At 58.7% G+C, this 15,720-nt stretch carries 14 protein-coding genes; 2 read left to right on the forward strand and 12 right to left on the reverse strand.

Annotation, left to right across the window (positions count from 1 at the left end; genetic code table 11):
* Positions 1–11: 11 nt before the first annotated feature.
* The 9 genes from asnB to Mal15_RS20135 all read right to left on the reverse strand — a co-directional run bounded on the left by asnB (position 12) and on the right by Mal15_RS20135 (position 9,159).
* Complete coding sequence (gene asnB / locus Mal15_RS20100) at positions 12–1,931, reverse strand: asparagine synthase (glutamine-hydrolyzing) (RefSeq protein ID WP_147869396.1); 1,920 nt, start codon at positions 1,929–1,931, stop codon at positions 12–14.
* A 36-nt stretch (positions 1,932–1,967) separates the two neighbouring features.
* Positions 1,968–3,044 (reverse strand): aspartate/ornithine carbamoyltransferase family protein, encoded by a 1,077-nt coding sequence (locus Mal15_RS20105; protein WP_147869397.1) that lies wholly within the window; start codon positions 3,042–3,044, stop codon positions 1,968–1,970.
* A gap of 13 nt (positions 3,045–3,057) precedes the next feature.
* Complete coding sequence (locus tag Mal15_RS34930) at positions 3,058–3,180, reverse strand: hypothetical protein (RefSeq protein ID WP_261344512.1); 123 nt, start codon at positions 3,178–3,180, stop codon at positions 3,058–3,060.
* Positions 3,177–4,724, reverse strand: a complete 1,548-nt coding sequence (locus Mal15_RS20110) for a sodium:solute symporter family protein (protein ID WP_147872264.1) — start codon at positions 4,722–4,724, stop codon at positions 3,177–3,179. Before Mal15_RS20110 ends, Mal15_RS34930 begins: the two co-directional genes overlap by 4 nt.
* Positions 4,725–4,765: 41 nt before the next feature.
* A complete protein-coding gene (locus tag Mal15_RS20115) occupies positions 4,766–5,308 on the reverse strand; it encodes a hypothetical protein (protein WP_147869398.1) in 543 nt (180 codons plus the stop codon).
* A gap of 71 nt (positions 5,309–5,379) precedes the next feature.
* Entirely contained in the window at positions 5,380–5,604 is a 225-nt protein-coding gene (locus Mal15_RS20120; RefSeq protein WP_147869399.1) for a hypothetical protein, read from the reverse strand.
* A 12-nt stretch (positions 5,605–5,616) separates the two neighbouring features.
* The gene (locus tag Mal15_RS34435) at positions 5,617–7,329 is read right to left on the reverse strand and encodes a BCCT family transporter (RefSeq protein WP_199773696.1); all 1,713 of its coding nucleotides are present in this window, start codon (positions 7,327–7,329) and stop codon (positions 5,617–5,619) included.
* Between the two features lie 145 nt (positions 7,330–7,474).
* Complete coding sequence (locus Mal15_RS20130; RefSeq protein WP_147869400.1) at positions 7,475–8,305, reverse strand: SAM-dependent methyltransferase; 831 nt, start codon at positions 8,303–8,305, stop codon at positions 7,475–7,477.
* A 14-nt stretch (positions 8,306–8,319) separates the two neighbouring features.
* Positions 8,320–9,159: a glycine/sarcosine N-methyltransferase gene (locus Mal15_RS20135; RefSeq protein WP_147869401.1), complete on the reverse strand. Its 840-nt coding sequence runs from the start codon at positions 9,157–9,159 to the stop codon at positions 8,320–8,322.
* Positions 9,160–9,444: 285 nt separating this feature from the next.
* Between Mal15_RS20135 and Mal15_RS20140 the strand changes: the two genes are divergently transcribed.
* A complete protein-coding gene (locus Mal15_RS20140) occupies positions 9,445–9,981 on the forward strand; it encodes a MarR family winged helix-turn-helix transcriptional regulator (protein WP_199773697.1) in 537 nt (178 codons plus the stop codon).
* 308 nt (positions 9,982–10,289) lie between these two features.
* On the opposite strand, the gene Mal15_RS20145 is transcribed toward Mal15_RS20140, so the two are convergent.
* A complete protein-coding gene (locus Mal15_RS20145) occupies positions 10,290–12,416 on the reverse strand; it encodes a sulfatase family protein (protein WP_233902912.1) in 2,127 nt (708 codons plus the stop codon).
* 401 nt (positions 12,417–12,817) lie between these two features.
* On the opposite strand from Mal15_RS20145, the gene Mal15_RS20150 reads away from it, so the two are divergent.
* Positions 12,818–13,579, forward strand: coding sequence for an HpcH/HpaI aldolase family protein (locus Mal15_RS20150; protein ID WP_147869403.1), 762 nt, complete (start codon positions 12,818–12,820; stop codon positions 13,577–13,579).
* A gap of 194 nt (positions 13,580–13,773) precedes the next feature.
* Here Mal15_RS20150 and Mal15_RS20155 read toward each other — a convergent pair whose 3' ends face one another.
* Positions 13,774–14,484, reverse strand: a complete 711-nt coding sequence (locus Mal15_RS20155) for an N-formylglutamate amidohydrolase (protein WP_233902913.1) — start codon at positions 14,482–14,484, stop codon at positions 13,774–13,776.
* Positions 14,481–15,719 (reverse strand): carboxylate-amine ligase, encoded by a 1,239-nt coding sequence (locus Mal15_RS20160; protein ID WP_147869404.1) that lies wholly within the window; start codon positions 15,717–15,719, stop codon positions 14,481–14,483. The genes Mal15_RS20155 and Mal15_RS20160 overlap by 4 nt, the downstream gene beginning before the upstream one ends.
* Position 15,720 lies beyond the last annotated feature (1 nt).

A 15,720-nucleotide genomic window follows, 5' to 3' on the forward strand; every position in this document is an offset into this window, starting at 1 on the left:
ATGTCTGTCCCTCAGTCGACCGTCGGCAGCGGCATGCCCTCGACGTACTGCCCCTGCAACATGTGCAACTGCAACGCATGGTTCATCAAAATGTCATTTCGCCGAGCGATCGTGCCGTCGGTTTCCTGCCAAGCCTGGTCGACAAACTGATCAAACCGTTCGTGATTAAGAATCCCAAGTTCGTTCATCCGATCGGGAGTCAACCAATGATTGATCATCTCCTGCACCGCGTTTCGTTTGACGGGATCCGTGTGTGCCGGCGGCGCCATGAACGCAAACTTCTTTCGCTCGTACAATTCTCGGGGCAACACGTTGACCATCGCCTCACGCAACACCCATTTTTCAACTCCGTTACGGATCCGAACGTCCGGCGGAATCGTCACTGCGTACTCGGCGACGTGGTGATCCAAGAATGCGGGGCGGGCTTCCATACTGTTGGCCATGTCCATCCGGTCGCCGCCCCAAGTCAGGATCTGCCCTTCCAGCATGGTCTTGCTCCAGGTGTACTGCGAAATGTCCAGACGATGCCTTCCGCGAACCTGATCGGGGTCGATCGCCGCAGCGATTTCCGCGATCGGATCGTAGGTTTCCAGCAGCTCGATCAAATCGTCCGACAACAGGGCTCGGGCGGCACGCAACGTCAGCATCCAAGGCTGAATCCACGACGGAGTGAATCCGCAAAGATCTTGCCAAGCGGGGTGCAATTGGTCCTCCTCGGCCAAAATCGCGCCGGCAAAGATCCCGCCCTCGTCATCGCGACCGAGCCAGTCACGCTTGAAAAACGGGTACCCGCCGAACAATTCATCCGAACCTTCGCCGGTGATCACCGCCTTGTAGTTACAGGCCCGCACGCGTCGGCTCATGTGCCATTTCGCGACCGCCAACGTGTTGTAGAACGTCCGCTCGGCATGCCAGGTCGCGCGTTCGAACGCAGGACCATAGAGTTCCTTTTCCGTCAGCCGCAAAAGCTCTTGCTCGGCGCCGGTCCGCTCGGCCATCAGTTTGGCGATATTCGATTCGTCGTACTCGTCGCTGTCAAACGCGATCGTAAACGCTTTGACCGGTGACTGCTGGAGCGTCGTCGCCAAACCTAAGATGGAACAACTATCGATGCCGCCGGAAAGGTAGCATCCGACCGGCACATCCGCCTCCAAACGGGTTGCGACGGCATCGATCAATCGGTCCTGAACCCCTTGAACGTATTCCGCCGGATCAGCCCCCGATTCGTGCGACGTCGGAAACTCCAGGTCCCACCAGCGCTTCGATTCGGTCACCAGCCGATCGCCGTCCTGCCGGACGATCAACATGTGTCCCGGTTGAATCGCCTGCACACCTTCGAACGCGGTCGTCCCGGGCACCATCACCTGCATCATTTGATGGATCGCGGCCTTGGGGCACAACCGCGGTTCGACACTGGGGTGTTTCAGGATCGACTTGACTTCGGACCCCCAAACAATTCCGTCATCCCTGACCGCGAAGTACAGCGGTTTAATGCCGAATCGATCACGGATCAGGATCAACCGTTTTTCGCGATGGTCGTACAGCACGATCGCGAATTCACCGCGAAGCCGTTCGACAAACGACAGACCGTGCTGGAGGTACATGGGCAACGTGATCGCGCTGTCGCTCTTGCCATCACTTGGCAACGACTGACAGGCCAACCGGGTTCGTTCGCGCTTATAGCCGTACAATTCGCCGTTGACGGTGACCGCGTAGTCACCGTCGGCGGTTTCGATCGGTTGGTGCCCATGGTCCAATCCGATGATCGACAAACGGGTATGCCCCAGGGCCAACCCTTGGTCGAGAAAAAACTTGCTGCCCCGTTCGTCCGGACCGCGGTGGTCCAAGACGTCCAACATCTGGTCGAGCGTGAAACGCAATTCGCGTTCATTCGTCCGCCCGGGATTCCAAAATCCAGTGATTCCGCACATGGTGTATCTTCGTTAAATGTTTTGATCGTGGTGTCGTTAGCAGAGGTCCGAAATCCGGTCCAACCGATTCAGGACGGCGGCCAGCACGGCTTGACGGACAAACACGGCGCCCGCGGCTTGGGCGAAATAAAGGTTGTGAACGGTGTCGTCCAGGTCTTCGGACAACTCCTCGTTGCGGGCCAATGGGTGCATGATCACCGCCCCCGGTTTCAACTTGCTGGACGCATCCAATCCGTATCGGCTGTCCAGATTCCGGTAACTGTCGCCCAGGAACGCGATCGAGTTGACATAGACGACGTCCAAGTCGGGCAGGACCTCCTGAACATCGTTGGTGATTTCGATCGGGATCGGCGACTCTTCGATCGGCTCGGTCAAATCCAACCCGACCGGATCGGCCATCTCGGAAACCAAGGTGATTTTGGAAACCGCATCGACGAACATCAGCGACAGTCGCAGAAAACTCTTGACCGCGCGCATCGACCCCGGCGTGCCGACGATTCCCAAATGAATTTTTTTCTCGCTCGGGCAGGACCGATCGCTCAATTCCGGTCGCCATTTCAACAGCGTGTACCAATCCAGCAATGCCTGCGTCGGATGGTGACCGCTGCCGTTGCCGGCATTGATCAGCGGACGCTCGAGATTCTTTTGAATCTCATCGACACTTTCGGTTTCGGGATGCCGCATGATGACGACATCCCCATAGGTGTTGAACATCTCGCCGATGTCGGCCAGCGATTCACCCTTGGCGATGCCGGTGACCTGTCCGTCGGGAACCGAAAGCACCTTGCCGTCCAGCCGCAGCACGGCACTTTCAAACGACAGCCGCGTCCGCGTGCTCGCTTCGAAAAACGCCGTGATTGCGATTTTCCCGTCCAGCGGTTTCTTCATTTCGACGTTGCGAGTCTCCAATAACGCCGCCAGCTGTGCGATGGCAACCACCGTCTCGCGATCAAATTGCCGCGGATTAACGATCGAGTTACCGGCGAGTTTGGAAAGCGTCTCCCAGTCGACCTGCATGTCCGTTCGCCGCAGAAGGTCCACCGGATCCAGTTTGCGACCCTTCGAATTGGTCGCGAACTCCGTCAACGCGCGGCGCATTTGTTTCGTGTTCATTATCAATACGGATCTACCAGATTCGTTTTTCTTTAAAGTCGAGAATCCAAAACACGATGAGTGCCGCCGCGCCCACGCCACAAAGCAGGAGCCCACCCATCACCATCAGTTCCAAGAACCAGAGAGGAAACATCATCGCGTCTCACCTCCAACACGACTATCCCCAACCATACCACCTCGTCCGTCCGGGTCGATGGGGGCGACATCCGCCGATCCGACAGCCAGCGGTGCATCGGGAGAATCCGACAGCAATTTAAAATCAAAGTCGTCGGGATAGAAAACCATGGCAATTAGGAACACCACGCCAGAGACCGCCGCGCCGACCAAGGATGCGACAAACCAGCCGATCATGAAGTACGCGACCAGACCGAGCGACGTCCCAGCCACCATCGCCGCGCAGGCCGCGATCGGACTCGAGCGGCGAAAATACAGCCCGCCGATGATGGGCCAGATGCAGCTGCCGACCATCGGTCCGGCAAAAAACAGCACCGTTGCCAGCGTTCCGATGTTGGGATACGCCGCACACCAGGTGATCACCCCCAATCCGATGATCGCAAACAGCGACCAGCGGCGTTTAATCGCGTCCGTCGCCTGGATACTCATCATTTGTCCAGCAATCGGCTCGGCGATGTCGTTGACCACCAAGTCGCTCGTCGCGGCCAGCAAACTGTCGATGCTGGACGCCAGCGAACAAAACACCACCACAAAAACCAGCAACGCGCCGCCGGTTCCAAGCAGCGTCGCGGCCACCATCGGCCCGACCGTGTCGGGTTGGCTGACACCGATCCCCAGGGCCGGAGCTGCCAACCCCAAAAACCCGGCGACGATCGGAACCGGCAGCCACAACAACCCACCGAGCAGATACGCCTTGGGACCGATGCCTTCACGCATCGCAAACGCGCGACTCCACCACACGTTGCTGTGAAAGATCTCTCCAAATCCGAACAGCATATTATTGAACAACGCCATCAACGCGGCAGGAAACAAAATTGACAGCAGCATCGGTCGATCTGCCTGCAGTTTTTGATGCACATCCGCAACGTCGACATGGGCCAGCACGGCGATCGCAACGACAACCAATCCGACCAGGATGATGATGCTTTGAATAAAGTCGGTGCCGATGACGGCGTACATGCCGCCGAACAGCGTGTAGAGCACACAAACGACCAACACGACTGTCATCCCCACTTCATAGGGAATCCCCGACAGGGCGTTCAGCAACTTGCCTCCGGCCATCGCCATCGAGATCAGCCACGTCAACGCGTAGAACAGCGAGATGATCAGGAAGGGGATCGAACCGAGACGCCCGTAGCGACGCCGAACGAATTCCACCGCCGTGTAGCCATGCGGCATCAGACGACGAATCCGGCCGCTCAACGGGGCAAAGGCAAACAAGCCGAAGCTGGCCGTGGAATAGGCCAAGGCTCCCCATAGGCCCAACTGCAAGGCAAACTGCGGCGCCAGCATCGTCGTGTTGGACGTCACCCAGGTCGCCACCGCCGTCGCCGTTCCAAGAGCCAATCCGACATTCCGGCCCGCCACGGCAAAGCCGTCGTAGGTCGTTGCCCGGCGGCCCCACCAAACGCCCAGCCCGATCCACGCAAGCCCGAACAGGACCAGCATCCCGTATCCGGCCTCCTGGCTGAGAATGCGTCCGGTGTCGGTGGATGACAATAGCATCACGCCGCCAATCAATGGTTCTTCCAAGCCGATCTCAAGATTCATTCGACATGCCCCGGCTCGACCATGGATTGCAATCTTGACGCATCGCTCAAGCGAGCGGCGTCCTGCCGCAGCAGCCGCAACTCGACCGTTCGGCCCCGCAAGATGACAAACACGATTCCCGCGACGACGACGGCTCCGATCGCGAACAGTGTCAACGAAGGAACCAGCCCCCAGTGCCTGACCGTTGCCGTTGCCTCGTCCGATATCGCGATGGTCTGGCCGTCTTCGCCGATCGCCTCGACACGATACAGGTAGCTCCCGTCGCTCAAACCCGATTGAAAAGATTTTGTCGCAATGCCCTCATAGGCGATTTCGTTCGCGCTGTCTCGGACGCGGTACAGGGCAGCCCCGTCGACCGCCGACCACTCCAGCGTGAAGTAGCCTTCGCGCGATTCGCCCAACTCGGTTTCAACGAATGACAACACGGGCGGCGATGCGGATTCATGTTCGTCCGCCATGGCAACCGAACTGAATGTTGCCGCAATGATTCCGATGAACAATGCGGCGGTAACCGCCCGACGCCCCACCGGAATAACCATCGATGATGCGACGCAGCGATTCCGCGGACCGATTGATTGACCAAAGTTCCACATCCGATCGGGCCTTTTGTCTAACGACGTCGCACGCGTTTGATCCAGTAATCCACGCCCATCTCATTGATGGGATCGCCGTCTAAGCAAACCGCAATTTTTTCGGTTCCCGCGGCGATGTTCTCCAGCTCTTTCGCGGCCGCTTCGCCGCTCTTGGCGTCGACCGGAAAGGAGTCCAGCACGGCGCCATCGCCATCGATCTGTTTGACTTCATACGTTTTGTGTAGTGAATCCGACCATTCCATCGTCATGTCTCCCTAGGAGTAAAGTGGTGTTGAAGAGATTTGAGAATCTCTGTGAAGCGAAGTCACCAACCCGTAACAGGCCAGCAACAAGAGGAACGTCAAGGGAAGTGCTGCCGCGATCGATGCGGCCTGCAGTGCGACAAGGCCTCCGCCATAAAGCAGTGCAGCGGCGACCAGCCCTTCACTGATCGCCCAGAAGAGTCGCGTGCCAACAGGCGGATTTCGAGACCCGCCCGACGCGATGATATCGATCACCATCGACGCGGAATCCGACGAGGTGACGAAGAAAAGAACGATGCAAATCGTTGCAATCCCGATCGCGATCGTTTGAATCAGAACCGAAGAAAAAAGACCTTCCAACAAAACAAACAAAACCGTCGGCAAGGTCTCGACCGTCGACTGCCCGTCCGCCGTCACCACGTTGGACTGATAGTATTCGACGGCTGTCAAGGGTTGCTGCTCGCGTTTGATCTCCCCGGAAGCCAGCCGCACCAGCTCGCCCGACGGGCCGACCTCACCCACCCAGTACTTCGGCAGCACGCTTTCCGGGTCATAGCTTGTGTCATGTGCCAAACGATCGACATGGTCCGTGTATTGCCGCAGCGTCGTCGTCCCAAAGGCCGTCAGCCAGGCAATGCCCACCGCCGTCGGGACCAGCAACACGCCGATCACAAACTCCTTGATCGTTCGCCCGCGAGACACGCGGGCGATGAACATCCCGACAAATGGCGACCAGGAAATCCACCAACCCCAATAGAAAACGGTTTGACCGTTGACCCACGCTTGGGATTGTTGATTGAACGCCCCGGTTCTCAGTGAATTGAATGGCAAGGTTTGCAGGTAGGCGCCCGTGTTTTCGATCGCGGCCCCCAGGTAAGTGAACACACCGACGCCCATGACGACCAACAGCATCAAGGATGCGGCCAGCAACAGGTTCAACTCACTCAATCGCCGGATCCCGCCGTGCAATCCGACCACGACCGATGCCGTCGCCATCGCGGTGATCCCGGCGATCAACAGCATCTGAACGCCGACCCCCGTTCCGATGCCGAACAGATGCGCCAAACCGGCGTTGACCTGTTGGGCACCAATCCCCAATGACGTCGCAACACCCGTCAATGTCGAAACGATGGCCAGCACATCGATCAGGTCACCCGCACGGCCCCACACTCGATCGCCCAGCACGGGATGCAGCAACGAGCGAAAACTGAGCGGCAGCCCTTTGCGAAAACCGAAATAGGCAATCGCGAGGCCGACAACGGAGTACAGCGCCCAGGGATGCAGCCCCCAGTGAAAAATGGTGACGGCCATCGACAACCGTGATCGGTCCAGGCCGTCGGCAAAACCCGGCGGCGTGTCCTGATAGTGAACGATCGGCTCGGCGACGCCAAAAAACAACAATCCGATGCCCATCCCGGCACTGAACAACATGGCGAACCACGAACCGCGCCTAAATTCCGGCGTTTCGCCATCTCGCCCCAGCCGGACATGGCCGTGCCTTCCGAACGCCAGCCAGAGGGCTAGACCAAAAAAGAATGCCATCGAGGCGACGTAAAGCCAGCCGAAGTTGACCGCGACCGACTCACGAATTGAAACGAACGCGCGTTGCAACTCGCTGGCCGGCCACACGAAACAAAGCAATACGACCATCAACACGATCGCGGCACTGGTCAGAAAGACGACCGGGTGCATCTCGAAATGCGGACCGATTGCCACGCGCGGCATCTGCCGGGCAAGGGGTGTTGAAGGTCGCTCTGTGGTGGTCGTATGGCTCAAGAATCAATCGGTGGAGGAAATGGAACGTGCCGGAAGCCCGTGATCTGCAGCGGCGACCGCTGCAGTGTCGGCCGCTGCTGCGATGATCTGGCCTTTATGGCTTACCGAACAAAAACACGCCCCAACTGAGGTGCCCCTTGCGGCCCCCTTCAATCCAATGCCGAAGCCCCGCTTTCATGCGTTCCAAGTAGTCGTCGGATATCTTGCGACTCAAGTCCGCCTGACGGTCCTCGGTCTCCTTGAGCACACGCGAGTAGTGATTAACGAGTTGGCCGGTCAAGTCCTCGAATCCCAGGTCTTCCCAGCCCAGGTCACGAGCGACACTCTGATAGAACTTCGGGAACCCGAGGTCGGACAGGTGGATGCGAGCGAGAATCGGATCCAACACACCGTCAGGGCAATCATCGGACTGCATGGGATCGGTGAAAACGAATCGCCCCCCCGACTTCAACACCCGATCGACCTCGCCCAAGACACGCGGCCGATTCCCGGCGTGCAGAATCGCGTCTTGCGACCACGCCGCATCAAAGGTCCCATTCTCCAGCGGCAAGTCTTCAAAACTTCCGTCGACGACATCGATCCGATCGGAAACCCCGGCCGCCTCATTCAGTCGCCGGTTGCGTTCGTTTTCGGTCTCCGACAAATTCACGCACACCACTCGGCAACCAAACCGCTCGACCATGCGACGCGCTGCGCCGCCGTATCCCGACCCGATGTCGATGACGGTCGAATCGGCATCCAGGTCCCCGATTCGCTGCAACAGATGATCGACCGTCCGCCGACTGGCATCCTTGATCGCATCTTCGTCCGACCCGTACAGCCCGATGTGAATATCCTCACCGCCCCAGATCTCCGAATAGAAACCGTCCGCATCGGAACTGTTGTAATACTCCCGCGCGACCTGGGTGGCCATTTCTGAACTCATGTTCGAACTCGTGCTCACTGCGGCGCCTCCTCGGGGGATCCCGCATATTTCTTCGACGCGACATGGACAAAGAAGTCCGGCTCGCGCTCGTGATAGGTTTCCTGAAAATCGCCGTACGTGCTGACCGACTGAAACCCGACCTCCTGCATCAGACCGCGGGTATAGTCTTTCCGCAGCGGATACATGTTCAGGTGATAAACCGAGCCATCGGCGAACGAATACTGAAACCGAGCCAGACCTTCATCCACGTGCTCCGGCTCTGCGGAAACCTTTTCGCCGCAGTAGTAGTACTTATGCTTTGAACTGAAACCGTGATCGAGGATCTCGTCGTAGTTCCGCTGGTCCAGAATCAGCACGCCGTCGTGAACCAACGCCGAGTAGAACTCGGCCAGCGCTTTTCGCCGGTCCCGCTCACTGAACAGGTGCGTGAACGAATTCCCCAAACAAATCACGGCATCGAACCGACCGTAGACGTCTCGATTGAGCCACCGCCAATCGGCCTGGGCGGTTCGCAGCACCCTCCCCCTCTGCCGCGCGTTCTCAAACGCTCGCGAAAGCATGTAGGGGCTGCCATCGACGCTGACCACGTCGAACCCCGCTTCAAGCAACCGGACCGAATGAAACCCCGTCCCGGTGGCAACGTCCAAGACGCGTTTGACGCCGTGCGAGCGGAGTTGCTCGATAAAGAAATCACCCTCCGACTCCCAACGCTGCTGCCAATCGATCAACTCGTCCCATTTCTCAACAAACCCGCGCACATATTCGTCGGTGTAGTTATCTGTTGACCGCACTTCGGTCGGGTCGGGGCCGTAGTCTTGAGATTTGTATTCGAGCAGAAATTCGTCGGGCGCCATACATCTTGCCTTGGGAAAGAAATCGTCGACTTGCGGCCGGGCCGCACTGGACGAGCGACCCAGGGTACCAGAAAATGGTTTGTGTTGAAAGCACTTCCGGCCCAGACAAGAGCTTATGGACGCCAAGCTCATCACGTCAACCTCGTGTTTTCCCGCAGATCCCGGCGTTTGGCGTTACTGGCGCAGAACGTTGATGTTCCGTTAAAATAAGTTGAATCCTTAGCGCCGAGTCGAGCGAATCGGCGCCCCCCCCTCCCGGTCCCTTCTAATCTGGAATCCACTGCATTGTTGACGCATGAGGACCAGATCGTTGCGGCGATCCGACAGATCATCCGCGCGGTCGACCTGCATTCACGAAAATTGGTCAACGGCCACGGCTTTACCGGCCCGCAACTGGCCGTGCTGCAGGAGACGCAGCGACTCGGCACCGCCTCGCCCAAGGCCCTCGCCCGCGCCGTCCACCTGAGCCAAGCGACGGTGACGGGGATTTTGCAGCGGTTGGAGCGGCGTGAATTGATTGTCCGAAAACCGAGCGCGAACGATCGACGCTCCGTATTGATCGAAATCTCGTCCCAAGGCCGGCAGGTCCTCGAGTCCTCTCCGTCGCTGCTGCAAGACCGTTTCCGCGACGCGCTCTCCTCGCTGGAAGAATGGGAGCGACTGCAAATCCTCTCCACGCTGCAACGCGTCGCCAATTTGATGGACGCCGAAGACCTGGAGGCGGCGCCTCACTTGACGCCGGGCGAAATCGCCGCCAACGAAGATCACCTGGCCAAGCCCGATCCGCCGATCGACCAGCAGGTCGGCAACGAAGTGGGCTAGGTTTTTAATTTCTAGATGGATAGCGACGCTTTGACGTAGCTACGCTCGCCAGAGCGTGGAAAGCCCCGGAGATCCACCTTCTGGCGACGGTAGCTACGTTCTCGATAGCTTGGTTTTTGGTAGTGGACGACGCGAGGAGTCCATTCGGATTGCGACTCGCAAGGACTCCTCGCGTCGTCCACGACTGATGAACCGAAGCTTCCGGCGAGCCAAGCCCACTCGCTCACGCGTCGGGCTCGTATCACCAGCGCAACTTCAAAACCGACGCAGCGCGTCTGGGATGGTGCCTTGGCGAAAACGGTTTCGATTCACTTGACCAACCGGATTGTCACTTCACGCAGCCGCCAACTCCCCGCGGCTTCCACGCCGAAGTGCGGGCTGCTATCGAGTCGCAACGTCGCTCCGGCCCGCAGCACTCCCAAATCGCTTAGCAAGCCGCTTTGATCCTTCGCATCGATGTCGGCGTCCACACAATAGATGGCCAGGGGTTCTGCGTCGCCCACCGTGTAGAAACCGCCACACGTTCCGTCCTTGCCAGCGACGAGCCCCACGGACTCGACGATCACGTCACGATCGAATTGAATCAATAAAGCTTCGCGATGATCGACTCGGTCCGCGCCGCCGCCAACGATGCCCAGTCCGACGGCATCGGTGTTGAACGTCACTTCGGCATCGGCATCGGCTTGTTCGCCGGCCACCGCCGTCATCGTCATCAACACTGCGGTGTCCCCGACTTTGATCGCCGTCTCGGCGACTTTCGCCCCCTCCAATTGATTGGCAACCTGCGAACCGGAGCGTAAGTCGATCGTGATGCGCCGGTCATCGGCGATCGCCGCGGTACGGTGGCCACCCGCGTTACGATGAAGCAAGGCTTGGCCGGTCATGAAATCAATCAGCGGCTCCAGCGCCGCATCGTGGATCAAGTCGTTCGTCTCCCACTGGTCCACCGCCAAGTTGTACAGCTCGTAGGGATTCGCTTGGCCGGCGCGAAGCAACCGGGCATCAAAAAACAGTTTCCACTGCCCGTGATAGGTTTCCCCGTTGATCGTCGGTGAATCCAAACGCAACGCGACCGCCGCGGGATCTCCCTTGGCCTCCTTGTGGTCGTTGAAAAACAAGGGAGGACGTCGGTCGATGGACTCACCCCGCAATGCCGATAGGATGCTAAAGCTATCCTCGGCGCCTTTTTCTCCGCGGCGCAGATCCGGCAGGTCGGCACCGATCATTTCCGCTACGGTTGCGTACACGTCTTGCAGCCCGATCGGCGTGCGATTCGTTTGTCCATCGGTCGATGCATCCCCGTCACCGATCCCGCCGGCCGCCCACGCCGCGATGAAAGGCACACGGTGCCCTCCTTCGTACACCGATCCCTTGTGCGACCGAAACGGCCCGGTGGCGATGTCGCTGTTTTTTTCCGCCCCGTTGTCGCTAGTAAAAACCACCAGCGTCGTTTCCAACAGCTTTCGACCGACATTCCGCGGGTCATCGGTCGATTGCAACCAGTCCAGCAACCGCCCCAGTGCCACATCGTTTTCATAGATGAAATCGTGGCGTGCATCCATCGGTTCACCCGATTTTGTCCGTGCCGCTCCTGCAACGGGCTGACCATCGATCGCACTGTCCGGCGTATAAGGCCCGTGGTTTGAATTGGAGGGGTAATACAAGAAGAACGGTTTTCGCTTGGTCGCATCTCGGCTGACATGCTGCCGCAGAAACTCGATCGCGTGATCCGAGTGCCGGCTGCCCAATGCACTCAACACATATGCGTCGGGACCTTTCGCCGCGAGCTGCTTTCCGTTGCCCGTCGCACCGATCGCCGTTCGGTCATGAATGTGTCCGGGACCGATCGTCTGTCTTGGCCCGTTTCGCTTCGACGCATTCTTAATCCTTTCTGCCCCGGCGTCAGGCCCGGAGGTTCCGTGCGAGCGCGACGTGAATCGGGCGAAGTCAAATCCGTGATCCACCGGTGTGGTGAACAGGGGCTGCCGCAGATCGGCATCGTCCCAACCGGCGGCCGGTGAACCATCGCCGCGTCGGTAACGCAGTCCGACATGCCACTTGCCGACCATCGCGGTTGAATACCCATGATCGCGAAGCATTGATGCGATCGTCGGCCGATCCGCTTCGATCATCGGATCGCCTTGGCTGCCGAACAGAACCCAGTGCTTCAAACGGTTGCGCCAAGGATAGCGTCCGGTCAACAATCCATAGCGCGTCGGGGAACAGCGAGAGGAGGGCGTGTGGGCGTCGGTCATGCGCATGCCCATTCGGGCCAACCGCTCCATCTGCGGTGTGTGCACCTGGACATCGTCTCCGTTGCCGGTGAAATCCTGATAGGCACTCGTGTCGCCCATGCCCATGTCGTCGGCCATCATCAACACGATGTTCGGCCGCAACGTCGTTTCGTCCGCACGCAGGTCGGAGGGCAGCGACACCGGAATCCATAGCGAACCGAAAACCAAAACGGCAAAAGAGGAAGCGACTTTCATATTCCATCCGCGATCGAGCAGTTTTAAAGCGCCGCATTGTACCCGCTGACGCAACGATCATTGCCCCGCCGGGAAAGAATTCTGGCAAACCAATGCCAACGACCAACGTCATAGCCCCATTGTGAATCCCCCCGCGGCAAGACGAAAATGCCGACCGCGTTCCGGCCTGTTGATTCAATCGTCTTCGGTACCAGCCCGAAGCGCAAGCGAGTGGAGCTGCGGCGTCCCTGGCTCGCGACGCGGAACAAGTGTATCAGAAGGCCGGTTCTGACGCGGTCCCACCATCTGTCCTTCCCTGCTCGAAACTTCACTGCTCGAAACTTCCCTGCTCGGTAAAAAAACTCCTGATGAGAAAAAGCAAAACACTCTCGCGCATCCGCGACGGCGAAACGATTCGAACCTGCGTGTTGGGTCACTACATTCCCGCCTATGTCTGTCACGCCGCGCGCGCCGGATATGATTGCCTGTGGTTGGATCTGGAGCACCGGGCGATGTCGATTCATCAGATCCAAGCACTGCTGGCGTACGCCCACCTGTACGACATTGATGTCATGCTGCGCGCGCCGACGCTGGAGAAAACCGGGCTGTATCGTTACCTGGAAGAAGGCGCCACGGGGTTGCTGATCCCGCACGTCTCCACGGTCGAAAAGGCCGAGATGCTGGTCGATGCGGTCAAGTTTCCGCCGCTGGGCGATCGCGGAATCGACAACGCCGGGCTGGATGCGGATTTCCATATCCACGACCCCGATCACTACACCCAGTGGGCCAACCGCGAAACGTTCCTATGCGTCCAGATCGAAACGCCCGAGGGAGTCGCCAACATCGACGCGATCGCCGCGGTCGAAGGCGTCGACATGATCTTTGTCGGGCCCGGTGACCTGGGGTTACGGTTGCGTCAAAGCGGCCAGATGACGATCGACCAGGCCTGGGAAACCGTGGCGGCGGCATGCAAAAAGCACGGCGTCGCGTTCGGCGGTCCGACGATGACGCACGACGAAATGCAAAAGCGACATGCCCAAGGCGCCCAATTGCTGGTCAACAGCAGCGAATTCGGCCATTTTTCCCAAGGCCTGCGTGAAGACAGCCAACGCTACAACGACCTCACCTGACCCCAAAAGGGGACGGGGGTTGAATGTCACGGGCTTAGTGAGCCGACGGCGCTAGCCGCGGGCCTTGATGCGACTTTAACACGGCGGTAAGGCCCGAGGCTAGAGCCTACGGCTCAGCATATTGGCTTAAGGTAAGGCCCGAGCTAGCGCCTACGGCTCAGCGTATTGCTTAAGCAACGCATCGGCCGTGGTCGTCACGGAACACAACCGATCAATTCATCGACGACCTTTCGTTGACGATCCGGAGATTGTTTGACGAACCGGTGGCTGATTTCGATCTCGACCCCGTAGTACTGCTTCGGATCGAATCGTTTTCGCAGCGCCGTCGTCAGTCCGTCGTCGATACCTGCGTAGGGTTGATTCATGACGACGCGCCGCCGCGGATGACATTTCATCAAACATTGTTGCCACTCCCGGCAGTATTCCGCTTCGCCGTCGGCATCGGGATCAAACAACAGGCCGACATCGATCGGCCGCCAGACGCCCGCGATTCGAGGCGTGAAGGTGTGAACGGAAACGTGGATGGCCGTTTGTCCTCGGCCGACAATCGCATCGATCGTGCTGGTGACCGCATCGCGATAGGGATGGTAGTACTGGTCCAGGATGGCCTGCTGTCGCGTCTCGGGCAGGTCACGCGTGAACTTTGAAAACAACGCTTCATGATCAAGCGATCGGTTCAAATCAACCAACAAACGTGTCGTGGTTGATGAGATCAGCGGCACCCCGAAGTGCTCCGCCAAATGCGTGGCGGCCGCCAGAGCGCCGGGATCGTAACCGCGATGACTGGCCAACCACGCCTTGGCATCGCGACGGTCAAACGCATCAGCAAATTCCGGCGGCACGTGGTTTCCGCCGTGTTCGCAGGTCACGACGATCGTCGGTGCCACCTCAGAGGCTGAACTCACGGCTCGAAAGGCCCCCAGTGGTCCAGCGAGTCGGCCACTTCATCGTAAACCGCCTTCAAATCCTCCAACGTAAATCGCTTGCCGAGCGCGGCAACGATTCGTGTCGCCAACGTTCCCCGATCGGTGATCACTTCCAGCGGTGCGAACAAACTGTCCAGCACTTCATCGTGTCGCTTCATACGATTCAACAGCTTGGCCCATAGATCACCCGCTCGGCAGCTTGAACCGGAATGCCCAAACAATTTCAACATTTCTGGCGATTGGATCACTGCGTTTTCGGCGTGTTCACTGACCTGATCCAGGATCCCACGAAGCAGAGCTGTTGGAACGTTTCGCTGTTCCTCCCACGTCGACCAAGTCTCGGACACCAGTTCCTTGACCAACGCGATCACGGCCGCGCAGATCGCGACATCGGCACCGGGGTACTCTTGCACATCCATCACGCGAATCTCGATCGAGCCTCGATCAAACCGCGCGATCGCTCCGCGTGCATTCAAAAACTCGCCGCACAGGGCACCACTAGCGTCGTGGCGACGAATGTCTTGATAGATTCGATCGAAGATTTCTGTCTGGTAAGTGGGCCGGTCATAGATCGGCTCGGGGATCAAATCGCCGACCAACGAAGACACGGCACTGCAATGTTCGGCATAAAACTGCATTCGCGAATCGAGATCGCCGGTATAGACACCCTCCACCACGGGAGAACTGGCGGTCAGCGCTGGCAATAAGGGCAGTGCCAATCGGACGGCGGCATGCAATCGCGCGAATTCATCGTCATCGGCGAACGGAAGGTTTAAGTGCACGCTTTGGACGTTCGCCCATCCGTGTCGTCGGCAATCAAAAATCTTGTCGTAGGCTTCGTAGATCTCGTGGTATTCGTGCGGCCAAATCGCGGCATCTTCCTTCGGATCCATCCACGGGTGCATGGCCGTGGGCATCAAACGCAGGTTCAGCGACTCGAGGGCCGGCCCGAGATCTCGAATGGCTGTTTCAAACTGGCCCGGCAACGGCCGAATCTTCTTGGCCGGATCGGTCGTTTTCAGCTCGATGACGTGCAACATCAGTTCGTTGGACCATGTGATCGGTCCACGCGAAAACTCTGAAGTCGGTTCCCCACCGGCCAAAGAAGCCAACAACACGTCGGCGACCGGACGCACGTTGAGCGTGTCGCGATCGACCAACATGTATTCCAGTTCGATGCCGAATGCTTCGAACAACTTCAATCGGTCTGCCATG

Origin of the sequence: Stieleria maiorica, from assembly GCF_008035925.1 — a bacterium.
Taxonomy (GTDB): Bacteria; Planctomycetota; Planctomycetia; order Pirellulales; family Pirellulaceae; genus Stieleria; species Stieleria maiorica.